Origin of the sequence: Glycomyces xiaoerkulensis (genome assembly GCF_002798405.1) — a bacterium.
GTDB classification, from domain to species: Bacteria; Actinomycetota; Actinomycetes; order Mycobacteriales; family Micromonosporaceae; genus Glycomyces; species Glycomyces xiaoerkulensis.
Genome location: NZ_PGGV01000012.1, coordinates 23,509 through 47,255, shown reverse-complemented (window position 1 = coordinate 47,255; position 23,747 = coordinate 23,509). Strand labels below are relative to the sequence as shown.

Below are 23,747 nucleotides of genomic sequence, written 5' to 3'. Positions count from 1 at the left end.
GCCGACCGACGAACAACTGCCGACCGGTGGGAGCATGTGCGCCATCGTATTAGAGGAGATGAGCGAGTTGCTGGTGGAACGGGCCACGGTCCAAGCCACGGAGGCAGGGGCTGCCGCCTCGTGGCCCTTCACCCTCGCACCTGTCCGAACGCTCACGAGCGAGGGTCTGAACTTCACCAAGCCCGTGACGTTCCTCGTCGGTGAGAACGGCTCAGGCAAGTCGACCATCATCGAGGCGATCGCCGAAGGCTTCGGACTGGACGCACACGGCGGGCGAGCGGGCCGGAAGTACGGCAACGACCGGGAGAAGACCCCGCTCGGCGAAGCCATCGGCCTGGAGTACACCCGGGCCGGCTCACGGATGCAGACCGGCCCGCGCTCGAAGAAGCGTGGCTTCTTCCTCCGCGCCGAGACGGCCTTCGGACTGCTGAACTTCGTCAGCGGCATGAGCGGCTATTGGGACGAGAACCTCGGCGAAATGAGTCACGGCGAAGGCTTCCTGACCGTCCTGGAAACCATGTTCGCCGAACCCGGGCTCTACCTCATGGACGAGCCCGAAGCCGCGCTCTCCTTCACCTCCTGCCTGCGCCTGATCGCGCTCATGCACCGACTCGGCGAGATCGGCGCTCAGGTCATCTGCGCGACCCACTCGCCGATCCTCGCCTCCACACCGGGCGCCGAGATCATCGAAGTCGGCGAGCACGGTATGGAGCGTGTCGCGTGGGAAGACCTGGAATTGACCGCGCACTGGCGCAGGTACATGAGCGATCCGGACTTCTACCTGCGGCATCTCATCGGCGAAACGGGACCGGCATGAGCGGGGCAACCAATGCCGCCGATGAGCGGTTCAAGGCGTTCATGATCGGCAACCTCGGCAAAGCGGCCGAGACGTTCGGGGTGACCGTCGTCGGGGAACCGCGCTTCGGCTGGTTCCTGCGTTCGGTCAGCGCCCGCGCTGAACATCCCGGCCGCGGTGTCTGCTGGCTGCGAGTTCACACCGAATCCTTCGTTACAGCCGGAGGTGAGACCTGGACGGGGAACACGGACGCCGAGCAGATCACGGCAGTCGCCAAGCCGCATGTCCTCAAATTCGATGATTGGGACGACCAGACCTGGGGCAGGAGCCAACGCGCCGAACTGACGACCTTTGTCCGCCAGTCCCCGGCCTCCGACGACGAGTTCGCGCCCGTACCTCTGGAGGTTCCCTCGCGATGGTGGGGCGACCTCCGTCAGAACCTGCGGAATCTCGCACCTGCCGAGACCGAGCGCCGGCGCGTCACACAAGCCGAGATCACCCGCCGCATCCGGGTCTTCTGGGGCGACCTGATCGATCCGACGGTGCGGGACTGGAGGTGCGCCCATGGCGACCTTCACTGGAGCAACATCACCGCTCCGGAGGTCGTGCTGCTCGACTGGGAGCACTGGGGCATGGCCCCACTCGGCTACGATCCCGCGACGCTGCTGTCCTTCAGCCTGCTCAACACCTCGGCCGCCAACGAGGTCCGCGCCGAGTTCGCCGAAGAACTTGACTCACGAGACGGCCGAATAGCACAGCTCACCGTTATCGCCAGACTGCTCCTGCGCGCCGAGGCAGGCGAGTTCCCAGAACTTGTGGCCCCACTCCACCGGCAGGCTCAGGCCGCGCTCTCCGGGCTGCGGGGCTGACCCGCAACAGTGGTTCCGGTGCGGGGCTGCAAGGGTGGTTTCCAGCGCCAATGGAGCAGGCACGTCCGAGCACCCACTGCCTGAACGAACGACGCACCCGTCATCCGCCGGCTGCGGACTCTTCCCGTTCATTGCCGAGCGGGCGGCCGGTGGCGTGGACGGCGTGCGAGAGCGCCTGCTCGATCAGCGGCAGGACGTGGTGGTCGGCAGCGCGGTAGTAGATGTAGGTGCCTTCGCGGCGGGAGTCGACGAGCCCGGCCAGCCGCAGCTTCGCCAGGTGCTGGCTGACGGCGGTGGGGCGGGCGCCGACCAGGTCCGCGAGGCAGGCGACGTTCTCCTCTCCCTGGAGCAGCGCCCACATGAGCCGGAGCCGGGTGGGATCGGCGAGCATGCGCAGCGCGTCGGCGGCGATCCGGACCTGCTCGTCGTCCGGCATGTTGAAGTCTTCGATCCGGTCATGCATGGTCACCAGCGTACTTGCCTGTCTATATTCGTATCTGCGAAGATACTTCTATGCGCAAATTCGAGCGACTCTTCCGAGTGCCCGACGTCCGGTGGGCGAGTGCGGCGCTCGCCTGCTTCGCAGTCGGCGGCATCGCGCAGTTGGCCGACGCCCCCGCGTGGATCTGGATCGGGGCATATCTGGCCTGCTACGCCACCGGCGGCTGGGGCCCGGCCTGGGACGGACTCCGCGCCCTGGCGCGGCCCCGCTTCGAGGTCGATCTGCTGATGGTGATCGCCGCGGTCGCCGCGGCGGCGATCGGCCAGTGGTTCGACGGGGCGCTGCTGATCGTCATCTTCGCGACCTCGGGCGCGTTGGAGGCGGTGCTGACCGAGCGGACCGCCGACTCGGTGCGTTCGCTCCTCAAGCTGGCTCCGGAGCGGGCGGTGCGCCTCCGCGGCGCCGAGGCCGAGGAGGTCGACGCGGCCGTCCTCTCCCCCGGCGACGCGGTCCTGGTCCGTCCGGGTGGCCGGGTCCCGGCCGACGGCGAGGTCACCTCCGGCGAGTCGGAGGTCGACGAGTCGACCCTGACCGGCGAGGCGCTGCCGCGCCGCAAGGCCAGCGGGTCGGCGGTGCTGGCCGGGACCGTCAACGGCACCGGGGCACTGACCGTCCGGGTCGACCGGGACCCTTCGGAGTCGGTGCTGGCCCGGGTGGCGCGGCAGGTCGAGGAGGCCTCCGAGGCGAAGTCGAAGACCCAGTTGACGATCGAGAAGGTCGAGCAGCCCTACTCGCTGGCGGTCGTGGCCATCACCCTGGCGCTGGTCGGCTTCCCGCTCGCCTTCGGGGCGCCGTTCGAGCCGACGCTGCTGCGGGCGATGACCTTCATGATCGTGGCGAGCCCGTGCGCGATCGTGCTGGCGACCATGCCGCCGCTGCTGGCGGCGGTCGCACTGGCGGGCCGCCGCGGAGTCCTGGTCAAGAGCGCGTTGATGGTCGAACGGCTGACCGAGGTCGACCGGGCCGCCTTCGACAAGACCGGCACGCTCACCACCGGGCGGCCGGAGGTCGAACGGATCATCGCGCTCGACGGCGACGAGCGGCGCCTGCGGCGGCTGGTCGCGGCGGCCGAAGCGCGCAGCGAGCACCCGCTCGGCCGGGTCCTGTCGGCCATCGGCCCGACCGGCGGCGCCGAACGGTTCCAGGCGATGCCCGGGCGCGGCGTGCGCGCGGTCGTCGACGGCACCGAGGTATGCGTGGGACACCCGATCCTGCTCGAGGACGCCGAGGAAGCCACCGAGGCGCGGCGGGCCGCTGCCGATCTCGAAGCGGACGGACTGACGGTCGTGGTCGCAATAGCCGGCCACCGCCCGGTCGGCGTCGTGGGCCTGACCGACCAGATCCGGCCCGAGGCGGCCGGGGCGGTCGCCGCGCTCGGCGAGCGGCTGCCCGGCGGGCACCTGCTGCTGACCGGCGACAACGCGGCCGCGGCCCGGCGCGTGGCCGACCAGGTCGGCATCGAGCATGTGGAGGCCGGACTGCTGCCGGGCGACAAGGCCGACCGGTTGGGCGGCACGACGACGGTGTACTGCGGCGACGGAGTCAACGACGCGCCGGCGCTGGCCGCCTCGCACGTCGGCGCCGCGATGGGCGGTACCGGTTCGGATCTGGCGCTCCAGTCCTCGGACGTGGTGCTGGTCGGGCAGCGACTCACCGCACTGCCGGCCGTGGTGGACCTGGCCCGCAAGGCGAAGCGCGTGGCGCGGGCGAACCTGTGGTTCGCCGCCGCCGTCATCGCGGTGCTGGCTACCTGGGACCTGGTTGGCCACCTGCCGCTGGTACTCGGCGTGGCAGGGCACGAACTGTCCACGGTGATCGTGGGCCTCAACGGGCTGCGGTTGCTCGGCGCCCACCACTGGGCCGAGCCGCGCGAGGCAGGGACCGAGCGGGCCCCGGTCGCCGCCGCAGGCGTCTGATATTGACGAGCGTCGTTATGGAAGCGATACCAAGGGGGTTGCAACAACCCTGACGGCTCGGGTCGTCCCTTGTGCGCACACCACCACAGAACGGAGACGACCGATGATGAGGAAGGCCGGAATCGCCGCCCTGGCGGCACTGACGGGGCTGGCCGCGGGCTGCCAGTTCTTCCAGTCCGAGGACGAAGCGGCCATCAGCGACGAGGACCTGGAATCGGTGGCGGCCATGCTCACCGAGCAGAGTGAGCTGACCGCCCAGATCGCCGAGGCCCAGGAACGGCTCATACTCGACTGCGTGGAGCGGCAGGGCCACACCGTCCACGACGGGTACCAGAGCGTGATGTGGGGCTTCGGAACGCTGGAGGACCCGATCCCCGACGCCGGGTCGGTACCGTGGCTGACCCTCGACCGCGAGGAGCACGCCGAGTGGGGCTTCGGCGTCTGGACCTCCACGATGGACATGTACGGCTCGGAGGAGCACCTCGAATTCGAGGAGCTCTCCCTGCCCGAAGGCCTCGAGAGCTTCGCGACCGTCGACAACTCCGAGTTCGAGGCACTCTCGGACCAGGAGCGTTTCGACTGGTACGTCGCCTACTACGGGCGCGATCGAGCGGTCGCCGACAACGGCTACCTGATCGGAGAGTTCGACGTCGAGAGCGACTCGGTCCTGATCGGGACCGTCGAACCCGGCGGCTGCATGGGCGAGGTCGCCGAGGAGCTCGGAATCGAACCCGAATTCGAACCCGCCCCCGATTTCGGCGACGACGCCGGCACCTGGACCACGATCCCGCAGGCTCCGGGCTCGGAGGCGGTCGCCACCGGGGAGCTCGACGAGCGGGTGGTCGAAGAGCGGAGCGGCGACCGCGAGTACCTGGACTGCCTCGAAGAAGCCGGCTGGGGCCGGTGGGAGTTCAACCGCCGCGGCAGCCTCGAAGTCTGGCAGTTCGTGGACAGCGCCTATGGAAGCGATCCGGTCGAGGAGTTGAGCGACGGTCTCCCCGAGCCCCCCTCCGACGTCCCCTCGGGAGCCGAGGAGCGGAGGGAATGGGAGATCGGGCTCGCCGGCGACATGTGGGACTGCGTCGACCGGACCGGCATCGACCAGGAGCACCACCGGGCCTGGAAGTCCGTCTACGGACCGCACTTCCTCGAATTCGAGGAGGAGGCGTACGCCTGGCAGGAGGACATGCGTGACCTGATCGACCGGGCGCAGGAGATGCTCGGGTCCTGATCACCGGCGCGCCGGCAGGGCGGCGAAGAGCCGCAGCCACGCCTCCGGCGGCACCAGGCCGACCGGCCGGCCGCGGCTGATTCCCGCCGCGGCGCAGGCACGGTCGGCCGCCCGGTCACCGAGCCCGCGTCGGAGCGAAGCGGCCAGGGACCCGCCGACACCCGAGAAGCCGAGCTCCACCAGGCGGCGGTACTCCCCCATCGCCCGGGCCGGGACCAGCGGCTCGGCCCGCCGCCGCAGGTGCAGGACCGCCGAATCGACCCGAGGCACCGGCCGGAACTTGCGGCGGTCGACGCGCTCGCCGAGATCGAACGCCCACTGGGGCCAGTGGGCGACCGCGAGCTTGGACCAGCGGCCGAAGTCGCCGGAATGCTTGCGGGCGAACTCGAGCTGCGTGACCAGCGTCGCCGAGCGGAGCTTGTCGGCGGACAGACACCAGCGCACGATGTCGGTGGTGATCCCGTATGGCACGTTCGCCACCACGTCGAACGGCTCGCGCGGGGCCCGGACGGACCGGAAGTCGGCATGAAAGCAGCGGACCCGGTCGTCGCCGTCGTAGCGACGGCCGAGGCGGTCGGCCCGCCGCGCATCCAGTTCGTAGGCCAGGACCCGGCGGGAGACGGCGGCCAGGTGCCGGGTAAGGATGCCGTCGCCGGGGCCGACCTCGACCACCAGGTCGTCGGCGCCGACGCCCGAGGACCGCACGATCCTGCGGGCCAGGGCCGGGTCCACGAGGAAGTTCTGCGACAGCCGCCTGCGGTCTGATCCGCGGCGGGTGTCCTGGGCATGGGGCATGGATCGTCTGCGGGACATGGGTGCCCTCCTGGCGGAGTAGTCGAATCAGGACACGTGATTCGCCTAGGCGCTGCCAGGGAGAGGAGGCGCCGCTCGCAGGGCGGCACGGCTCGGAGGAGGTTCCTCGGAACTCAGACCATTGCGTCGGCAGGGCCTAGGCCGCTGCCCGCATCCGGATGTAGTGGACGGCGGGCGCGAAGGTCCCGCAGATCTCTAGCGATCCCATGGCCGAGAGGCTAGCCGGTTCCGCCCACGGAGTCGAATGATTTATCGGGCGTCGCGGAGCCCGACCGGACCGGCAGGTGGAGGCGCAGGACCGATTCGTCGGCCCATTCGGAGACCGACCCGGGGCGCGAGGCCAGGGCCATCGCGGCGAACGCCAGCGGGACGGTCCAGATGGCCGGCTGTGACAGCAGGATCGACACCACTCCGCTCTCCAGGTCGAGGAATACCGAGGTCAGGGCCGAACCGGTCGAGGCGCCGGCGCCGATGAGCAGGCCCACGGTCGCGCCGGTCGCGGTCAGTCCCCGCCACCAGATGCCGAGGGCCAGCAACGGGCAGAACGTCGAGGCCGCCACCGCGAACGCCCATCCGACCAGGACGTTGATGTCGACGTCCGCCGCCGGGAGGGCCAGCGCGACCGCCAGGCCGGTGCCGAGGACGACGCCGAGCCGCAGGCGGGACAGCGAGCCGCCGAACAGGTCGTGCGAGAGGCCGCCCGCCAGCGCCAGCAGCAGGCCCGAGGAGGTCGACAGGAAGGCCGCGAAGGCGCCGGCCGCCACCAGCGCGGTGAGCACCGTGCCGATCGTGCCGGGGGCGATCTTGCCCGGGACCAGGAGCGTGACCACGTCGCTCTCGTCGGGATTGGGGGCCACGACTTGGCCGAGGAGGCCGTAGACGATCGGGAACAGGTAGAAGAGGCCGAGCAGGACGATCACGCTCACCGCGACTCGGCGGGCCGACCGGGCCCCGGCGACGGTGTGGAAGCGCATCACCACGTGCGGGAGCCCCATCGCCCCGAGGGTGGTCGCGACCAGGACCGACAGCGTGGTCAGCACCGGGTGCCCGGAGTTGTCGATGTCGAGCAGCGGCCGGGTCCAGTTCGGGTCCACCCCGATCGGGTCGACCGCGGCCCCGCGGCGCTCGGGCCCGGCCAGGAATACCAGGAACAGGGCCGGCACGGCGACGAAGGCGAGTTTGAGCAGGTAGTGGAACGCCTGCACGTAGGTGGCCGACCGCATGCCGCCCACCGTGATCGCCGAGGAGACGACCAGGCCCGAGCCGACCACGCCGACCCAGTAGGGGATGCCGCTGGTCAGTTCGAGGACGGCTCCGGCGGCCTTGAACTGCGGGACCAGGTACAGCAGCATGATCACCAGTACCACCAGGCCGCACATGCGCCTGATGCGCAGGGACCCGAGCCGGTACTCGGCGAAATCGGGGACGGTGTAGGCGCCGCTGCGGCGCATCGGGCCGGCGACCAGGGCCGCGACCAGGACGTAGCCGGCGGTGAAGCCGACGGCGTACCACATCGCGCCCACGCCGTTCTTGACCAGGAGCCCGGCCAGTCCGAGGACCGAAGCGGCCGAGACGTACTCGCCGGCGATGGCCATCGCGTTCCAGCCGGGGACGATCCGCCGGGAGGCCACCAGGAAGTCCGGGGTCGATCGCGCGGCGCGCACGCCCCAGACGCCGATGACGACGCTGCTGAGGACCACCAGGCCGATCGCGGCGAGGCCCAGCATCAGGAGTCCGCCTCGATCTGTTCGGCGCGGCGGACGTGGCCGGCCGCCAGCGCCAGCAGCAGCGGGTAGGGGGCGAAGAAGAGCACCGCCCAGCCGAGGAGGCCGGAGACGAGGGCCGAGGCGAGCAGGAGGGCGCCGAGGACGGCGCCGAGGAGGAGCGCGGTGCGGAGGGCGAGGCGGCGCTGGCGGCGCAGGGCGCGTTCGGCGCCGGCCATGTCGATCGCGGTGGAGGCGATCGGGGGGCGGCCGGCCTTGTGGTTGACCCGCCGCATCGCGTCGGTCTTGCGGCGCAGTGCCAGGCGGGTCTGGGGGCTGGTGATGCGCACTCGCTGGTTCATCGGCGTGGGTTCCGGTCGGGGGCTGGCTTCACGGGCGGCTCCGGTCCTGGGTCCGGGCCGCTTCGAGCAGGCGCTCGCGCAGCAGCCTGGAGTGGCGGCGGCTGACCGGGACCTCTCCGGATTCGGTGACGGCGACCAGGCCGGCGGTGGAGGTGACGCGCAGTTCGGCGACGGAGGCGAGGTTCACCAGGTAGGAGCGGTGGGCGCGGACGAATCCGGCGCTTTCCCAGACCTGTTCGAGGTAGGACAGGGACTGCCGCAGCAGGTGGGAGTCCTCGCCGATGTGGAGGCGGACGTAGTCGCCGTGGGCTTCGACGAAGGCGATGTCGTCGCGGCGGATGAAGACCGTGCGTCCGGCGAGTTCGACTTGGACGACGGCCAGGTCGTCGGCGGCCTCGCCGGAGGGTGCGGGGCCGCCGCGCCGCTGGTTGTCGATGCGGGCGACCGCTTCGGCGAGCCGCTCGGGCCGGAAGGGCTTGAGCAGGTAGTCGACCGCTCCCAGTCCGAACGCTTCGACGGCGTGGCTTTCGTAGGCGGTCACGAAGACCAGTGCGGGCGGGCGGGACAGGCGGGCGAGGATGCGGGCGACGTCCATGCCGTCGAGCCCCGGCATGGCGATGTCGAGGAACGCGGCGTCGAAGGTGCCCCCGCCGAGGAGCCGGACGGCTTCGTCGCCGCCCTCGGCGCATACGACGTCGTCGACCGCGGGCAGCTCGGCGAGCCTGCCGGCGAGCTCGGTGCGGGTGGACGGTTCGTCTTCGACGACGAGGACGCGGAGGCGCTTCATAGGGCGTGGACTCCTCGGGCGTAGCGGGGTATGCGGATGGTGGCCTTGGTGCCCTCGCCGGGGGCGGTGTCGAGCCAGAGGCCGTATTCGGGTCCGTAGACGGCGCGGAGGCGGCGGTCGACGTTGGCCAGGCCGATCCCGTCGGTACCTTCGTGGCTGCCGATGAGGACGGCTTTGGCCTGGTCGGGTTCCATGCCGGCGCCGTCGTCTTCCACTTCTATGATGCACAGCGGTCCTTCGGAGAAGCCGCGGACCGCTATGTGGCCGACTCCGCGCTTGGATTCGAAGCCGTGGCGGACGGCGTTCTCGACGATGGGCTGGACGACCAGGAACGGGATGGGCACGGGCAGGACTTCCGGGGCTATCTGCACGGTGATGTCGAGGCGGTCGTCGAAGCGGGCGCGCTGGAGTTCGAGGTAGGTCTGCACGGCTTGGAGCTCGTCGGCGACGGTGGCGTAGTCGCCGGTGGCGGCGAAGGAGTAGCGCAGGTAGTCGGAGAAGTCCGAGAGCAGTTCGCGGGCGCGTTCGGGGTCGGTGCGGGTGTGGGCGCTGATGGCGGCCAGCGCGTTGTGCATGAAGTGGGGCGAGATCTGGGCGCGGAGGGTGCGCAGGTCGGCGGCGGCGATCCGTTCGCGGGAGCGGTCGAGTTCGGCGTGGTCGAGGGCGGCGGAGACCAGGTGGGCGGTCTCGGTGAGCTCGGCGTGGCCGATGTCGCCGGAGAGGATGAGGCAGCCGGCGAGGTCGCCGGAGACGATGAGGGGGGCGGCGCGGAGGGGCGGGTCGGTGACCGGTTCGAGTTCGTCGAGGGTTTCGGCGAGGATCTGGGCGGTCTTGGTGTTGTCGAGCCGGCCCCAGCTTGCGATGACGCGGTCGCAGTCGGCGAGGGCGACGGCGTCGGCGCCGACGAGGCGGCCGAGCCGCCGGACGGCCTCTGGGCAGCGTTTGCCGCCGAGGCCGTCGGCGAGGGCCTCGCTGACCTGGCGACTGAGCCGCAGGGCGGCGAGGGTCGCGGCCCCGGCGCCTCGGCGCCGGAACTGCTGCGGGGATCGGGCGATCACCCGCCAACTGTAACGTGGCGCACACGTCTCCTGACGGGCGCCGGGGCGCGGTCCGGGCATGGGAGTGCGGGGAGGGCCGAGGGTTAGACCCTCCCCGCGGAAGCGGCTCAGTGCCGAACGGCCCGCTCCGAGCCGGCACCGGTGAGGGCCCGTACTTGGAGAGTGGCGAACCGGTCCGGTCGGGTTTCGGAGCTCATCAACGTACCGACCACGGCACAGACGAGTCCGAGCGGGATTGACACCAAGCCGGGGTTCGACATCGGGAACCAGGCGATGTCGACACCCTCGCCGAGCAGCGAGTTGGGAGTGCTGGAGAAGACCGGCGAGAAGACCACCAGTCCGATGGCGGACGCGAGTCCGCCGTAGATCCCCGCCACTGCTCCGGCGGTGTTGAAGCGTTTCCAGAACAGGCTGAGCAGCAAGGTGGGGAAGTTCGCCGACGCCGCGACCGCGAACGCCAGGGCCACCAGGAACGCCACGTTCAGCCGCTGGGCGAAGATCGCCAGGATGATCGCGACGACGCCGACGCCGATGGCGGCGATCCGGGCGAACACCACTTCTTCCCTGTCGGAGGCGGTGCCGCGCCGGAAGACGCTGTTGTACAGGTCGTGCGCCAGCGACGACGACGAGGCGATCACCAGCCCGGCCACGGTCGAGAGGATGGCCGCGAACGCCGCCGAGGCGATGATCGCGAGCATCACCGCTCCGAAGGTCGATCCGGCTATACTCTCGCCGGCCGACTGGGCCAATTGGGGCGCGGCGGTATTGCCGGCGCTGTTCTGCGCCGTGATCGCCTCCGCGCCGACCATGGCGGCCGCTCCGAAGCCGAGCACCAGCGTGAGCAGGTAGAACGATCCGATCAGGCCGATGCCCCAGTTGACCGATTTGCGGGCCGACTTCGAGTCCGGGACGGTGTAGAAGCGGATGAGGATGTGGGGCAGGCCCGCGGTGCCGAGCACCAGGGCCAGCGCGAGGCTGATGAAGTCGAGCTTGTTCCACATCGTCTGCGTCGGGTCGCCCGGCACCTCGGCCCCGAAGCGGAGCCCGGGTTCGAGGAAGGCGCTGCCGGCTCCCGACGCCTCGGCCGCGTCGCCGAGCAGTCCGGAGATGTTGAAGTTGTATTCGACCAGCACCATGAGTGCCAGGATCGCGGCCCCGCCGAGGAGCACGCAGGCCTGGACGATCTGGACCCAGGTGGTGCCCTTCATGCCGCCCAGGGCGACGTAGAGGATCATCAGCAGGCCGACCAGGATGATGCCGGCGTTGGACGCGACGTCGGCGTTCATGCCCAGGAAGGTCTCGCCCTCGCGGATGCCCAGCAGGAGCGCGATGAGCGCGCCGGCGCCGACCATCTGGGCGATCAGGTAGAACACCGAGACGCTCATGGTGGAGATGGCGGCGGCGGTCCTCACCGGGCGCTGGCGCATGCGGAACGACAGCACGTCGGCCATCGTGAACCGGCCGGAGTTGCGCAGCAGCTCGGCCACGAGGAGCAGCGCGACCAGCCAGGCCACGAGGAAGCCGATCGAGTAGAGGAAGCCGTCGTAACCCGACAGGGCGATGGCGCCGGCGATACCGAGGAACGAGGCGGCCGACATGTAGTCGGACGCGATCGCGAACCCGTTCTGCCAGGGCCGGAAGCCGCGACCGCCGGAGTGGAAGTCGGTGGCGTTGCGGGTGTGGCGGCGGGCCCAGACGGTGATGCCGATGGTGGCGGCCACCATCACCAGGAACAGCGTGAACGTGAGGGTGCGGCCGGTGCCGGCCTCTTGTGCGAGGAGGTTCATCGGGCTTCGCCTCCGTAGTGGATCTCGTCGTGGAGTTCCTGGGCCTGCGGGTCGTATTGCCGGGCCGCGTAGCGGGAGTACGCCCAGGCGATACCGAACGTGGAGATGAACTGCAGCAGGCCGAACACGAGCGCCACGTTGATGTTGCCGAACAGGACGGTGCCCATGAAGTCGCGTGCGTAGGCCGACATGAGGGCGTACAGGAAGTACCAGGCGAAGAACACGACGGTGGCGGGCACAATGAAGCGGAACAGGCGGCGCTTGAGGTCGACGAACCGCGGGTCGTCGTGCATCGCCGCCAAGTCTTCATCGGTCACATCGGGCGGTGGGCCGTCGCGCATGGGGGTTGTAGCCATCAGACCTTCCTCCTTGAAGGGGTTGCCGTGCCGCGGGGGCGTCTGGCGCGTGTCGACACGGTGACGTGCTTTGACAAGGAAGTTAAGGCGCGCGAGGGACGTTGAGAAGCGCCGATGTGATGCGCGTCGCTGGACGCCCGGTTCTTGCGGCGGGCCTGCGATGAGCGGTCGGTGAGCGGTCGACGGACGGTCGGAGGACTCTTCACCGCGCGAGCGATGAATCGGCGACGGGGGCCTCGTCTGCATTGGTGTAGCGACCGAAGCAGAAGGGGAAGCGCTCATGGCCGGAAAGATGATCTTCGTGAACCTGCCGGTGCAGGACCTCGACCGCTCCAAGGCGTTCTACGAGGCGCTGGGCTGGTCGATCAATCCGGACTTCACCGACGCGAACGCCGCGTGCGTGGTGGTGGACGACAACATCTGCCTGATGCTGCTCACCAGGGAGTTCTACACGACCTTCGCCGAGCGGCCGATCGCCGACACCCGGGCGTTCTCGGGCGCGGCCTACGCACTGGCGCTGCAGAGCAAGGACGAGGTAGACGAACTGACCGAGCGGGCGGTGAAGGCCGGCGGCTCGGAGGAGCAGTCCAAACCGGACCGCCGTGAGCAGGAAGAGCAGGTCGGGATGCACGGGCGCACGTTCCTCGACCCGGACGGTCATCAGTGGGAACCGTTCTGGATGGACTACCCCGGCTCCTGACCGGCGATACCGGGAAACCGCGGCCGCCCCGCGATGCGGGGCGGCCGCGCCGCTGTCCCTAGGATTCGCGGTATTCGTTCGGCAGGCCGAACAGCGGGAACAGGCGCGGAGTGTCCAGGAAGAAGTTGAGTCCGGCAATGGCGCCGTCGGCGATCTCCAGGACCGTGACCGACCAGGGCGACCAGACGCCCGGCTCCTCGCTCGGCTTGTAGTGGCCGAAGGCGGGCAGCCCGTTGGCGCCGATCGGGACCAGCCGCGAGTCGCGGCAGGCCGAGCCGGTGCCCAGCAGGAACTCGACCACCGCGTCCGGGCCCTGGATCCACATGGGGATCGGCGGCATGGAGAACGCCACGTCGTGGTGGAGCAGGTCGGTGATGGCCTTCATGTCGTAGGACTGGAAGGCGGTCATGTAGTCGTCGGCCAGGCGCCGCAGGTCCTCGTCGGGGGCCTGGGAGCCGTCGGTCGGCGAGGGGTGGAGGTTCTCGATCGTGGAGCGGGCCCGCTGCAGGGCGCTGTTGACGCTGGCCGGGCTCAGCCCGAGCGTTTCGGCGGTCTCCTGGGCCGAGAAGCGGAGGACCTCGCGCATCAGCATGACGGCCCGCTGCCGGGCGGGCAGGTGCTGGACGGCGGCGACGAAGGCCAGCCGCAGCGTCTCCTTGGCGGCGGCGGCCTCGGCCGGGTCGGCGCCGAAGGCCATCGCGTCGGGGATCGGCTCGACCCACACGTAGTCGGGTTCGGGCGCCGGCAGCGGCGAGCCGGCTTCCGAGGCCGGGGCCAGGTCCATGGGGCGGGCCCGGCGCTGCGGGCCCTTGAGCATGTCGAGGCAGACGTTGGTGGCGATCCGGTAGAGCCACGAGCGCAGGCTCGATCGGCCCTCGAAGGTGTCGTGGGCGTTCCAGGCGCGGGTGAACGTCTCCTGGACGGCGTCTTCGGCCTCGAAGGAGGAACCGAGCATCCTGTAGGTGTAGGCGCACAGCTCCCGGCGGTGCGGCTCGAAGGACTGCAGCACGTCGTTCATGACCGCCAGCTTTGCACGTCGCACCGACAATTTGAAGATCCGGAGCGGGCCACGGCGGTGACGGGCGCCCTCAGCGCCCGCGGCGGTGGCCGGCGAGCCAGCGGTCGAAGTCGTCGGCGCTCATCGGCTTGGCGAAGTGCCAGCCCTGGGCGGCGTGGCAGCCCCAGCCCTCGAGCTGCTTGCGGACCTTCTCGTCCTCCACGCCCTCGGCGACCACCGCGACGTCCAGGGCCCGCCCCAGGTCGATCGTGGAGAACACGATCGCGGCGTTGTCCTGGCAGTCGACCAGGGTGGTCACGAAGGTCTTGTCGATCTTGATCTCGGTGACCGGGAGCCGCCGCAGATGCTGCATCGAGGAGAAGCCCGTGCCGAAGTCGTCGAGGCTGATGCCCAGGCCCAGGTCGGCCAGGCGCTGCACGTTGTCGACCACCCGCCGGGGGTCGGCCATGAGCGCCGACTCGGTGATCTCGAGCTGGAGCTTGGACGCGTCGACGCCGTAGGCGGCGATCCGTTCGGTCAGGAAGTCGGTGAAGCCCGGGGACTGCAGGTCGCGGACGCTGACGTTGACGGCCATGCGCAGGTTGTAGCCGGCCTCGTTCCAGCTTCGCAACCGGCACAGGGCGATGTCGACCACTCGCTCGGTGAGCATCCGCATCACCGAGGAGTGCTCGGCGGTCGCGATGATCTCGGAGGGGTTGACCATCCCGCGCACGGGGTGGTGGTACCGCAGCAGCGCCTCGGCGCCGATCACCTCGTCGGTGGACAGGCACACCTGCGGCTGGTAGTAGAGGTTCACCCCGGGCGCGCCCGGCTCGTCCAGCGCGCGGCGCAGGTCGCCCAGCAGCATGAGCCGCTCGGGCGAGTGGTGGTCGAACTCGGGCGCGTAGCGGGTGAAGCTCGCCGCCCGCTTCTTCGACTCGTCCATGGCGATGTCGGCGTGGCGGAACAGGGTGTGGAAGTCCTCGCCGTCCTTGGGGAAGACCGCGATGCCGACCGAGCCGTCGACCTCGATGCTGACCTCGTCGATCACGATCGGCTTGTCGAGGCGGGCGCGGATCTCGCGGGCGCACTCGAGCGGGTCGGTCATGCCGTCGAGCTCGCTCCAGACGAACCCGAACTCGTCGCCCCCGAGGCGCGCGATGGCCTTGCCGGGCGGCTTGTCGGCCGCGAACCGGTCGGCCAGCTCGACCAGCACCTGGTCACCCACGTCGTGGCCGAGCGCGGAGTTGATGTCGGCGAAGCGGTCGAGGTCGAGGACCATCACCGTCGCCGTGGTGCCGGTCTCGGCGGCGTCGGTGGCCTTGGCCTCGACGGCCTGCTGGAGGCCCTTGCGGTTGAGCAGGCCCGTGAGCGGGTCCCGGTCGGCCTCGCGTTCGCGCTCGGCCGCGGTCTGGAGGATGCGGTAGACGCTGAAGATCGGGATCGCCGAGGCCGCCACCAGCCACCAGGAGGTCATGGCGGCCGTGGCCAGGATCGGCGCGATCGCGGTCTGGGTGAGCCGCAGGGCCCACTCGCTCTTGAGCCACTGCCAGGCGTACTCGCTCCAGGTGCCGCCGACGCGCAGCCGCATCATCAGCGCGACCATGCTGGAGCTGGTCACCGTCCAGGCGGCCCCGGCCGCGAAGATGCCGAGCAGTTGCGGCACCGAGCTCTCCCAGACCCCGCCGCCGACTGCGCTCCACACCAGCCAGGCCGCGCACAGGGCCAGCGCCATCTGGGAGACGTTGTAAACGCCCCTCCAAACGGAGGAGCTGATCTGGATCCCGAGCACCACCAGCGCGCCGGACTGGACCACCAGGGCCGGGAGAAAACCCCAGGTGACCATCGTGGCCAGGACGTAGACGACGAAGATCGAGGCGATCGGCGACATCCACAGGCCGCCCCAGCGCGTGGGTCGGAGCTCGGCGGCCAGCGCGAGACCGGCGGTCAGCCAGAACGCGAACGGCACGTTCAACCAGCCCCCGGCGGGAGCGCCGGCGGTCGCCGTCACGGCCGTCGCGGCCGTGACCGCGCAGACGGCGACGGCGGCGATGAAGCCGTAGTACCGGCCCGGATGCTCGCGAGGCGCAGTATTGCGCATGAGCGTCGTGGCCATATTGCTCCTCCCACTGCCACAACCTCCGCCGGTGACGCGCCAGGATCACCGTTGAACGATCGTGACCGACTCCTCTGTCATATCGCGATTTCGTCTCCCAGACAACGCTGGCAGCACAGGCGGCACAGTTGTCACCAGGCGCAACCGGTTCGTGACTGAAACCGTTGTCCACTCTCCGGCTGCGGAGTCGCGTCCGTCGCTCAAGCCTGAGCGAGTGCGCCCTCGCGCGCGAGCAAGGGCGCGGCACGGTGCGGCGGGCCGAATTCACGCGATGACATTGCCTGGTTCTAACGAACCGACCCCCGTCCTGGAATACGGATCGTTATGGTTTTGTGATCAATCGGGGGCGGTCCCGTCACCTTCGCTCAGCCCTTCGACGAGGAATCGCTCGAAGTCGGCCCCGTCCACCACCCGCACGCCGAGGTCGACGGCCTTGTCGTATTTCGACCCGGGCTTGTCGCCGGCGACGACGGCCCCGGTCTTCTTCGAGACCGAGGAGGTCACCTTGCCGCCGCGGGCCTTGACCGCGGCGGCCGCGCTTTCGCGGGTGTGGTCGGGGATGGCGCCGGTGATCACCACCGACGCGCCATCGAGGGTCTTCTCGATCCGCTCGGCGCCCTCGGGGACCTCGTCGCGCATCCGCACGCCCGCCCGGCGCCAGCGCTCGACGATCTCGCGGTGCCAGTCGACGGCGAACCACTCCCTGACGCCGGCGGCGATGGTGGGGCCGACGCCGTCGATGTCGGCCAGTTCGGCCTCCTCGGCCTCGATGAGCCGGTCGAGGTCGCCGAAGTGCTCGGCCAGCGCCTGGGCCGCGACCGGGCCGACGTGGCGGATCGACAGGGCGTTGATGACCCGCCACAGCGGCTGCGCCTTGGCCTTCTCCAGGTTGTCGAGCATCTCGACGGCGTTCTTCTTCGGGTCGCCCTCCTTGGTGGCGAAATAGGAGACGACCTTGTCCTCGCCGGTCTTCTGGTCGGGTTTGGGCAGCCCGGTGTCGGGGTCCCGCACGACGACCTTGATCGGCAGCAGCTCCTCCATCGTCAGGTCGAAGACGCCGGCCTCGTCGCGCAGGACCGGTTCGGGCGGTTCGAGCGGCTGCACCAGCGCCGAGCAGGCGATGTAGCCCATGCGGTCGACATCGAAGCAGGAGCGTCCCGAGAGGTAGAACAGGCGCTCGCGCAACTGGGCGGGGCAGGAACGGGAGTTGGGGCAGCGCAGGTCGACCTCGCCCTCGGCGGCCGGGGCGAGGGCCGAGCCGCACTCGGGGCAGGTGTCGGGCATGACGAAGTCACGCTCGGAGCCGTCGCGGGCGGCCGCGACCGGAGCGACGATCTCTGGGATGACGTCACCGGCCTTGCGGACGACGACGGTGTCGCCGATCTTCACGCCCTTGGCCTCGACCTGGTCGGGGTTGTGCAGGGTGGCGAACTCGACCTCGGAGCCGGCCACGCGGACCGGTTCGAGCACCGCGTAGGGCGTGGCACGGCCGGTGCGGCCGATCGAGACCTTGATGTCGACCAGCCCGGTGTTGACCTCCTCGGGCGGGAACTTGTAGGCCACCGCCCAGCGGGGGGTGCGGGAGGTCGCGCCCAGGCGCCGCTGGCTGGCCATGTCGTCGAGCTTGACGACCACGCCGTCGATCTGGTGGACCAGCTCGTGGCGCTGGCGGCCGAACTCGTCGATGTAGTCGAAAACCTCGTCCATGGTGTCGACGACGCGCCAGTAGGGACTGGTGGGCAGGCCCCAGGTCTCGAGCGCCTCGTAGGAGTGCGACTGGGACTCCGGCCGGAAGCCGCGCAGCGCGCCCAGGCCGTGGGCGATGAAGGCCAGGGGCCGCTCGGCGGACTTGGCCGGATCCTTCTGCCGCAGGGAGCCGGCGGCGGCGTTGCGGGGATTGGCGAAAGGGGCCTTCCCGGCGGCGACCTGGGACTCGTTCAACCGGGCGAAGTCGGCGGTCGGGAAGTAGACCTCGCCGCGGACTTCGAGCAGTTCGGGCACCTCGAATCCGTCGGCGGCCTCGAGGCGGCGCGGCACGGCGGCGATGGTGGCGACGTTGGCCGAGACGTCCTCGCCGGTGACGCCGTCGCCGCGGGTGGCCGCGCGCACCAGGCGGCCGTCCTCGTAGACCAGGTCCACCGCGAGGCCGTCGATCTTGAGCTCGCACAGGTACCGGGCGTCGGCGGCCTCCTCGGAGACCCGCTCGGCCCAGGTTTGGACCTCCTCCCGGTCGAAGACGTCCTGGAGGCTGAGCATCTTCTCCAGGTGCTGCACGGGGGTGAAGACCTCGGAGAAGGTGCCGACCTGCTCGGTGGGCGAGTCGGCGCTCTTCAGCTCCGGATGCCTGGTCTCGAGGCCGGCCAGCTCCTGCATCAGCTCGTCGAACCGGGCGTCCGAGATCGTCGGGGCGTCCTCCACGTAGTAGCGGCGGCGGTGCTCGGTGATCTCGGCCGCCAAGTGCTCGTGACGCTCTCGGGCCGCTTCGAAATCCGTGTCTTCGGTGCTCACAGGTCCTATTGTTGCAGCTCGGCCCGACATTCCGGAGGCGATGAAGGTTTCCCCGGCACGTCACCGCGTGTTCATCCGATGGCCGCCGAGTCCTCCACTCGGGCCGGAAGCATCGGGGTAAGCAGCGCCACCACCGGGCTCGTAGAAGGAGCAGACCTTGACTACGCGGACATCCGGCCCCACCCGATCGAACCGGCGCGGCTTCCTGCGCCGCGGAGCCACCGCCGCGGGCGGCGGCCTGTTCGCCGTGGCGGCCATGGAGGGTATGGCCCTCCGCGCCGCCTCCGCCCAGAGCGGGCACGGCCACAAGGAGAAGCAGCCCTCCGACAACGGCGGCTACGGAGCGCTCCGCGAGCTCACCCGCGCCGACCCCGAATCCGGCTTCGAGCAGACCCTGTGGCTGCCCCAGGGATTCGACTTCACGGTGTTCTCCACCTCCGGCAGCATGATGGGCGACGGCAACGTGGTGCCGCTCGGCCACGACGCGATGGCGTGCTTCCCCGGCGGCGACCCCGACCGCTACCGCCTCGTGCGCAACCACGAGGAGCGCACCGGTGCCGAGGCGGCGGTCCCCTCCGGCCGCGAGGAGCACCGCTACGACCCCCTCGGCGGTGGCGGCACCACCACCATGTCGATCCGCTGGGGACAGGAGGGTCCGGTGTTCGAGGAGGCCTGGATGTCCCTGTCGGGCACGATCGTCAACTGCGCGGGCGGGCCGACCCCGTGGGGCTCGTGGCTCTCGTGCGAGGAGTCCGTGGCCGGCGTCGGCGCAGGCTGGGCCACCGAACACGGTTACGTCTACGAGGTGCCCTCGGCCGCGGCCGGGGAGGTCACCCCGGTGCCGCTGAAGGACATGGGCCGGTTCGTACACGAAGCGGTCGCCGTCGACCCGAGCACCGGCATCGTCTACGAGACCGAGGACCGGTCGACCGCAGGCTTCTACCGCTTCCTGCCCTCCACCCCCGGCGAACTCTCCGAGGGCGGCCAACTGCAGATGCTGAGGGTCAAGGGCGAATGGAACTTCGACACCCGCACCGGGCAGCGGCTGCGCCGGTCGATCCCGGTCGAGTGGGTCGACATCGCCGACCCGGACCCCGAGGACGCCGAGTCGAACGCGCTGGCGGTGTTCGACCAGGGCTGGGCGCAGGGCGCGGCGGTGTTCGGGCGCCTCGAGGGCTGCTGGTGGGGCAACGGGGCGGTGTACGTCGTCTCGACCTCCGGCGGCGACGAGGGCGAGGGCCAGATCTGGGAGTACATCCCGACCGGCCGCAGCGGCGGCCGCCTCCGCCTGGTGTTCGAGTCGCCCGACCGCGAGGTGCTGTCGTTCCCCGACAACATCACCGTCTCCCCCAGCGGCAACCTGGTCCTGTGCGAGGACACCGGCAGGGACCTGCCCGCCGTGCGGGGCCTGACCCGGGACGGCGAGGTCTTCCCGTTCATCTACCACGAGGGCGACACCGAATGGTGCGGCGCGACCTTCTCCCCCGACGGCAAGGTGCTGTTCGTGAACCTCCAGGGCTCGACCCGCGGCGAGCCGGGCGACCCGGACCTGGAGCCGGGCCGCACGATCGCCGTCTGGGGCCCGTGGCGGCGGGGCGTGCTCTGAACCGCCGCCGCACGCTGGCGGATCGGCCGGTTCAGATCTCGACGGGCAGGCCGCTCGCGGCTTCGACGCGCCCGGCCAGGACCCCGGCCAGGGCCCGCATGGCGGGGGCCGCCGACGAACAGGTCGCCATCGCGGCCACGCCGTCGGGGAAGTAGGCCACGTCGTAGGGCTTGCCGGTCGACACGGCCGCGGTCGGCGTCCCGGACTCGGCGGCCGACCGGACCCGGCCCATCTGGTCGGACCACTCGCCGGCGTCCTCGCAGAGCACCACCGCGAAGTCGGAGTCCCCGGCGCTCCCCCACGCCGTGGGGTTCAGCCCTTCGTCGGTCAGGGCCTGCACCAGGGTGTCCACGGCCGATCCGTCCGGCCCTTCGACCGCCACCGCGGCTCCCGGCCCGATCGGCAGCAGCTCTCCCCCGCGCTCGACGACGACCGTGCGCTCGAACAGGGACGCCGCGGCGGCCGCGTGCTCGTCGGTACCGACGGCCGAGACCTCCTCCGGGTTCGGCGGGTCGCCGGCGAAGCCGCGGTGGTACCGGATGCGCAGCAGGCGGCGGACCGAGGCGTCGATGCGGTCCTCGGTGAGGGTGCCGTCGGCGACCGCGTCCAGGACCGCCTGGTAGGCGGTCGGCAGGTCCTGGGGCATCAGCAGCAGGTCGACGCCGGCCTGGAGGGCCAGCACCGGGATCTCGGCGTCCGAATGCTGGACGCGGACGCCCTCCATGTTGAGCGCGTCGGTGGTGATGGCGCCCTCGAAGCCGAGCTCGTCCCGGAGCAGGCCGGTCAGGATCGGCTGCGACAGCGTCGCGGGGGTGCCCGAGTCGTCCAGTGCGGGGAACTGCAGGTGGGCCGACATGATCAGGTCCACTTCGGCCCCGATGGCGGACTGGAACGGCGGCAGGTCGATCGAGCGCCATTCGTCTTCGCTGTGGGTGATGACCGGCAGGCCCACGTGCGAGTCGACGTCGGTGTCGCCGTGGCCGGGGAAGTGCTTGGCGCAGGCGGCGATGCCGTCGTCGAGCGGCTGGAACCCGCGCACCTGCGCGGCGACCATCTCGGCTGCCAGGTCGGGGTCGGACGAGAACGACCGGAGGCCGATCACGGGGTTGGCCGGGTTGACGTTGACGTCGGCCACCGGCGCGAAATCGAGGTTGATGCCCATGGCGCGCAGCTCGGTGCCGCAGATCCGCGCCGATTCCTCGGCCACCGACGCCTCGCCGGAGGCGCCGAGGGCCATGGCCCCGGGCAGGGTGGTGACCGGTTCGCCGATCCGGGTGATGGGACCGTGCTCCTGGTCGACGCCGATCAGCGCTTGGACGCCGGTGTGTTCGAGCGACGCCTGGTGGATCCCGGCCGAGAGCTCGGCGATCTGGGCCGGATCGAGCAGGTTGTCGGTCCAGTCGAAGTAGATGATCCCGCCGACCCGATAGTCGGCGAACAGTTGCGCGGGGTTGTCGACCCCGTGCAGGCCCTGGTTCGATCCGGCATGGGCGCTGCCGGAGGACGAATCGCCGTAGGCGTAGACCATGAACAACTGGCCGACCTTGGTCTCCAGGCTCATGCCGGACATGGCCGAATCGACCCAGGCCTCGCGTGCGGCGACGTCGAGCGTGGGTTCGGCGGTGGATTCGGGGGCCGCCGAGGTCTCCGGAGCCGAGGAGGTGCCGCCGGATTCGGTCCGGTCCCGGAGCCGCCAGGCGGCCAGGCCGGCGGCCCCGGCTGCGACGCCGGCGGAGGCGCCGGCGATCGAGAACAGCGCCCTCCGCGAAACGGGCGATGACCGCCTCTGCTGCCTCCGATGACTCTTGCTCACTGCCGACGCCTTTCATGTCCGCTCGTCCGGGATGAAGAATATTACCGTCCGGGCCGGCGGCCCCGGGGCGTCGATCCATCTCACCCGGGGCTCACGGCACCTAAACGACCGAGAAGTAGAACTCGTCGCCCATCATCTCCCCCACCGTGACGGTGGTGTAGTCGCCTTCGGGGACCTCGATGACGACGTTCCCGGATCCGGACTCGCCGGTCGCCACGTCGCCGACGTCCACGAGGTCGTCGGGAAGCAGCACCAGCGGTTCGGAGCCGACCTCCTCGCCGCCGTCCCAGACGCCCCAGACCAGGTCCATGAACGGGTCGGCGGCGTCCTCGCCGTTGTTGGTCGCCACGATCTCGAACATGAAGTAGACGTTCCCCGACTCCGGCTCGTCGTTCATCGACTCTGCTTCGAGGATCTGATCGGTCGCGTCGGGAACCGTCTCCCCGATCGAGACCGTCCAGTCGGCGATCTCGGCGGTCGCGCCCGGTTCGAGCGGGGCGTCCGGGCTCGTGCCGTCGCCGTAGGAGACGGCGGGGTCCTCGCCTTCGTCGTCCGCCGCCTCATCGGCCTCCTCGGCTTCGGCGGTCTCGGAGGCGTCCTCCGCAGGATCGTCGGCGGTGTCGTCGTCGCTCCCGCAGGCCGCGAGGCCGACCGTGCCGAGCGCACCGACGCCCGCGATGACCAGCAGCTTCCGCGCCCGGTCGGCGATCTCTTCAAGCTGAACCATCGAAGTTACAGCCCATCCAATCTAGTTTCGACTGTGCAAAAGCGCCACAACGGTAACCGATGAAACACACTGATCGAACACGAACCCATTACAACTCGGCATCTCCGCAGTAACTCCGTGGTCCAACATGAAAGACGCAGAAGACGCAGCCCTCCAGCAGTGGGGAGAGGCGGCGGCTCCGCCTTTTGCGTTGGTTCGGCCGGTCGCGATGACGCGTCGGCGGGCCGAACTGCCATCGGAACGCGTCTATGCACGCGCCCGTCCCTCAGGGGCCACTAGACTAATTCACTGGACGATGAATTATCGTGGTACGGTCGAATTCATCAACAGATGAATTAATGGAGGCCAACATGCCGCCCACCGACGCCAAACCTTCCGCACCTCCTCCCGCGATCACCGTCGACCGCCTGGTCGTGGACCGCGGAGGCAGGTCGGTCCTCCGCGACCTGTCCACCACCGTCCCCGCCGGATCGGTCACCGGCCTGCTCGGCCCGTCCGGCTCGGGCAAGACCACCCTCATCCGCTCGATCGTCGGCACCCAGAAGGTCAAGTCCGGCCGCGTCACCGTGCTCGGCGACCCGGCCGGTTCCAAGCCGCTGCGCAACCGCGTCGCCTACGTCACCCAGGACGCCTCGATCTACCCCGACCTGAGCGTCAGGTCCAACGTGGCCTACTTCGCGGCGCTCTACGGACGCCGCCGCGCCGACGCGATGGCCGCGATCGAGCGGGTCGGCATGGGCGAGTTCGCCGGGCGGCTGGCTGCCAACCTCTCCGGCGGCCAGAAGACCCGCACCTCCCTGGCGTGCGCCCTGGTGTGCGAGCCGGAGGTCCTCGTACTCGACGAGCCCACGGTCGGACTAGACCCGGTCATCCGCGACGAGCTGTGGAGCCAGTTCCGCGCCCTGGCCTCCGCGGGCAAGACGTTGGTGGTCTCCAGCCATGTCATGGACGAGGCCGACCGCTGCGACCGCCTCCTGCTGCTGCGGGAGGGCCTGTTCATCGCCGACGACACCCCCGGCGACCTGCGCGCCGCCACCGGCACCGAGAACCTCGAGGCGGCCTTCCTGCACCTCATCCGCGAACTCGAGGAGACCCGCTGA

At 70.3% G+C, this 23,747-nt stretch carries 20 protein-coding genes; 7 read left to right on the top strand and 13 right to left on the bottom strand.

Features of this window, described 5'->3' with window-relative positions:
* The first annotated feature begins 67 nt into the window (after positions 1 to 67).
* Together CUT39_RS21630 and CUT39_RS03485 are read left to right on the top strand one after the other, a co-directional pair.
* On the top strand, positions 68 to 817 hold the full coding sequence (locus CUT39_RS21630) for an AAA family ATPase (RefSeq protein ID WP_408611098.1): 750 nt from the start codon (positions 68 to 70) through the stop codon (positions 815 to 817).
* Positions 814 to 1,665 (top strand): phosphotransferase, encoded by an 852-nt coding sequence (locus CUT39_RS03485; protein ID WP_198586845.1) that lies wholly within the window; start codon positions 814 to 816, stop codon positions 1,663 to 1,665. Before CUT39_RS21630 ends, CUT39_RS03485 begins: the two co-directional genes overlap by 4 nt.
* A 100-nt stretch (positions 1,666 to 1,765) precedes the next feature.
* Here CUT39_RS03485 and CUT39_RS03480 read toward each other — a convergent pair whose 3' ends face one another.
* Positions 1,766 to 2,128, bottom strand: coding sequence for an ArsR/SmtB family transcription factor (locus CUT39_RS03480; protein WP_100444649.1), 363 nt, complete (start codon positions 2,126 to 2,128; stop codon positions 1,766 to 1,768).
* A 50-nt stretch (positions 2,129 to 2,178) separates the two neighbouring features.
* On the opposite strand from CUT39_RS03480, the gene CUT39_RS03475 reads away from it, so the two are divergent.
* Positions 2,179 to 4,083 carry a heavy metal translocating P-type ATPase gene (locus CUT39_RS03475; RefSeq protein WP_100444577.1) on the top strand — a complete coding sequence of 635 codons (1,905 nt, stop codon included), beginning with the start codon at positions 2,179 to 2,181 and terminating at the stop codon, positions 4,081 to 4,083.
* 106 nt (positions 4,084 to 4,189) lie between these two features.
* Positions 4,190 to 5,314, top strand: a complete 1,125-nt coding sequence (locus CUT39_RS03470; protein ID WP_157930457.1) for a hypothetical protein — start codon at positions 4,190 to 4,192, stop codon at positions 5,312 to 5,314.
* Here the strand turns inward: CUT39_RS03470 and erm are convergent, their stop codons facing one another.
* The 7 genes from erm to CUT39_RS03435 form a co-directional block, all read right to left on the bottom strand.
* On the bottom strand, positions 5,315 to 6,127 hold the full coding sequence (erm, locus tag CUT39_RS03465; RefSeq protein WP_198586844.1) for a 23S ribosomal RNA methyltransferase Erm: 813 nt from the start codon (positions 6,125 to 6,127) through the stop codon (positions 5,315 to 5,317).
* A 218-nt stretch (positions 6,128 to 6,345) separates the two neighbouring features.
* A complete protein-coding gene (locus CUT39_RS03460; protein ID WP_100444574.1) occupies positions 6,346 to 7,854 on the bottom strand; it encodes a sodium/solute symporter in 1,509 nt (502 codons plus the stop codon).
* Entirely contained in the window at positions 7,854 to 8,192 is a 339-nt protein-coding gene (locus CUT39_RS03455) for a hypothetical protein (RefSeq protein ID WP_100444573.1), read from the bottom strand. The genes CUT39_RS03460 and CUT39_RS03455 overlap by 1 nt, the downstream gene beginning before the upstream one ends.
* Before the next feature lie 28 nt (positions 8,193 to 8,220).
* Positions 8,221 to 8,979, bottom strand: a complete 759-nt coding sequence (locus CUT39_RS03450; RefSeq protein WP_100444572.1) for a LytR/AlgR family response regulator transcription factor — start codon at positions 8,977 to 8,979, stop codon at positions 8,221 to 8,223.
* Positions 8,976 to 9,974: a sensor histidine kinase gene (locus CUT39_RS03445; RefSeq protein WP_408611097.1), complete on the bottom strand. Its 999-nt coding sequence runs from the start codon at positions 9,972 to 9,974 to the stop codon at positions 8,976 to 8,978. The genes CUT39_RS03450 and CUT39_RS03445 overlap by 4 nt, the downstream gene beginning before the upstream one ends.
* Positions 9,975 to 10,144: 170 nt before the next feature.
* Entirely contained in the window at positions 10,145 to 11,824 is a 1,680-nt protein-coding gene (locus tag CUT39_RS03440) for a solute symporter family protein (protein ID WP_100444570.1), read from the bottom strand.
* Positions 11,821 to 12,180, bottom strand: a complete 360-nt coding sequence (locus CUT39_RS03435) for a DUF485 domain-containing protein (protein ID WP_100444569.1) — start codon at positions 12,178 to 12,180, stop codon at positions 11,821 to 11,823. The genes CUT39_RS03440 and CUT39_RS03435 overlap by 4 nt, the downstream gene beginning before the upstream one ends.
* A 280-nt stretch (positions 12,181 to 12,460) precedes the next feature.
* Here CUT39_RS03435 and CUT39_RS03430 point away from each other — a divergent pair, with 280 nt between their 5' ends.
* Complete coding sequence (locus CUT39_RS03430; protein WP_100444568.1) at positions 12,461 to 12,880, top strand: VOC family protein; 420 nt, start codon at positions 12,461 to 12,463, stop codon at positions 12,878 to 12,880.
* 58 nt (positions 12,881 to 12,938) lie between these two features.
* Here CUT39_RS03430 and CUT39_RS03425 read toward each other — a convergent pair whose 3' ends face one another.
* From CUT39_RS03425 to ligA, 3 genes are all read right to left on the bottom strand, one after another.
* On the bottom strand, positions 12,939 to 13,922 hold the full coding sequence (locus CUT39_RS03425; protein ID WP_232805561.1) for a sigma-70 family RNA polymerase sigma factor: 984 nt from the start codon (positions 13,920 to 13,922) through the stop codon (positions 12,939 to 12,941).
* A gap of 46 nt (positions 13,923 to 13,968) precedes the next feature.
* A complete protein-coding gene (locus CUT39_RS03420; protein WP_100444566.1) occupies positions 13,969 to 15,993 on the bottom strand; it encodes a putative bifunctional diguanylate cyclase/phosphodiesterase in 2,025 nt (674 codons plus the stop codon).
* A 336-nt stretch (positions 15,994 to 16,329) separates the two neighbouring features.
* Positions 16,330 to 18,531, bottom strand: coding sequence for an NAD-dependent DNA ligase LigA (gene ligA, locus CUT39_RS03415; protein ID WP_100444565.1), 2,202 nt, complete (start codon positions 18,529 to 18,531; stop codon positions 16,330 to 16,332).
* A gap of 127 nt (positions 18,532 to 18,658) precedes the next feature.
* Here ligA and CUT39_RS03410 point away from each other — a divergent pair, with 127 nt between their 5' ends.
* Positions 18,659 to 20,107 (top strand): alkaline phosphatase PhoX, encoded by a 1,449-nt coding sequence (locus CUT39_RS03410; protein WP_198586842.1) that lies wholly within the window; start codon positions 18,659 to 18,661, stop codon positions 20,105 to 20,107.
* A gap of 31 nt (positions 20,108 to 20,138) precedes the next feature.
* On the opposite strand, the gene CUT39_RS03405 is transcribed toward CUT39_RS03410, so the two are convergent.
* The gene (locus CUT39_RS03405; protein ID WP_100444564.1) at positions 20,139 to 21,920 is read right to left on the bottom strand and encodes a glycoside hydrolase family 3 protein; all 1,782 of its coding nucleotides are present in this window, start codon (positions 21,918 to 21,920) and stop codon (positions 20,139 to 20,141) included.
* A 100-nt stretch (positions 21,921 to 22,020) separates the two neighbouring features.
* Positions 22,021 to 22,647, bottom strand: a complete 627-nt coding sequence (locus CUT39_RS03400; protein ID WP_100444563.1) for a hypothetical protein — start codon at positions 22,645 to 22,647, stop codon at positions 22,021 to 22,023.
* Positions 22,648 to 22,997: 350 nt separating this feature from the next.
* Here CUT39_RS03400 and CUT39_RS03395 point away from each other — a divergent pair, with 350 nt between their 5' ends.
* Positions 22,998 to 23,747: an ABC transporter ATP-binding protein gene (locus tag CUT39_RS03395; RefSeq protein ID WP_100444647.1), complete on the top strand. Its 750-nt coding sequence runs from the start codon at positions 22,998 to 23,000 to the stop codon at positions 23,745 to 23,747.

Excerpts from the sequence above, each read along its gene's own strand:
- CUT39_RS03450 (WP_100444572.1), bottom strand. The coding sequence starts at position 8,979 with ATGAAGCGCCTCCGCGTCCTCGTCGTCGAAGACGAACCGTCCACCCGC.
- CUT39_RS03470 (WP_157930457.1), top strand. The coding sequence starts at position 4,190 with ATGAGGAAGGCCGGAATCGCCGCCCTGGCGGCACTGACGGGGCTGGCC.
- CUT39_RS03455 (WP_100444573.1), bottom strand. The coding sequence starts at position 8,192 with ATGAACCAGCGAGTGCGCATCACCAGCCCCCAGACCCGCCTGGCACTG.
- CUT39_RS03475 (WP_100444577.1), top strand. The coding sequence starts at position 2,179 with ATGCGCAAATTCGAGCGACTCTTCCGAGTGCCCGACGTCCGGTGGGCG.
- CUT39_RS03420 (WP_100444566.1), bottom strand. The coding sequence starts at position 15,993 with ATGGCCACGACGCTCATGCGCAATACTGCGCCTCGCGAGCATCCGGGC.
- CUT39_RS03395 (WP_100444647.1), top strand. The coding sequence starts at position 22,998 with ATGCCGCCCACCGACGCCAAACCTTCCGCACCTCCTCCCGCGATCACC.
- CUT39_RS03485 (WP_198586845.1), top strand. The coding sequence starts at position 814 with ATGAGCGGGGCAACCAATGCCGCCGATGAGCGGTTCAAGGCGTTCATG.
- CUT39_RS03460 (WP_100444574.1), bottom strand. The coding sequence starts at position 7,854 with ATGCTGGGCCTCGCCGCGATCGGCCTGGTGGTCCTCAGCAGCGTCGTC.
- CUT39_RS03435 (WP_100444569.1), bottom strand. The coding sequence starts at position 12,180 with ATGGCTACAACCCCCATGCGCGACGGCCCACCGCCCGATGTGACCGAT.
- CUT39_RS03400 (WP_100444563.1), bottom strand. The coding sequence starts at position 22,647 with ATGGTTCAGCTTGAAGAGATCGCCGACCGGGCGCGGAAGCTGCTGGTC.
- erm (WP_198586844.1), bottom strand. The coding sequence starts at position 6,127 with ATGTCCCGCAGACGATCCATGCCCCATGCCCAGGACACCCGCCGCGGA.
- CUT39_RS03440 (WP_100444570.1), bottom strand. The coding sequence starts at position 11,824 with ATGAACCTCCTCGCACAAGAGGCCGGCACCGGCCGCACCCTCACGTTC.
- CUT39_RS03430 (WP_100444568.1), top strand. The coding sequence starts at position 12,461 with ATGGCCGGAAAGATGATCTTCGTGAACCTGCCGGTGCAGGACCTCGAC.
- ligA (WP_100444565.1), bottom strand. The coding sequence starts at position 18,531 with ATGTCGGGCCGAGCTGCAACAATAGGACCTGTGAGCACCGAAGACACG.
- CUT39_RS03480 (WP_100444649.1), bottom strand. The coding sequence starts at position 2,128 with ATGCATGACCGGATCGAAGACTTCAACATGCCGGACGACGAGCAGGTC.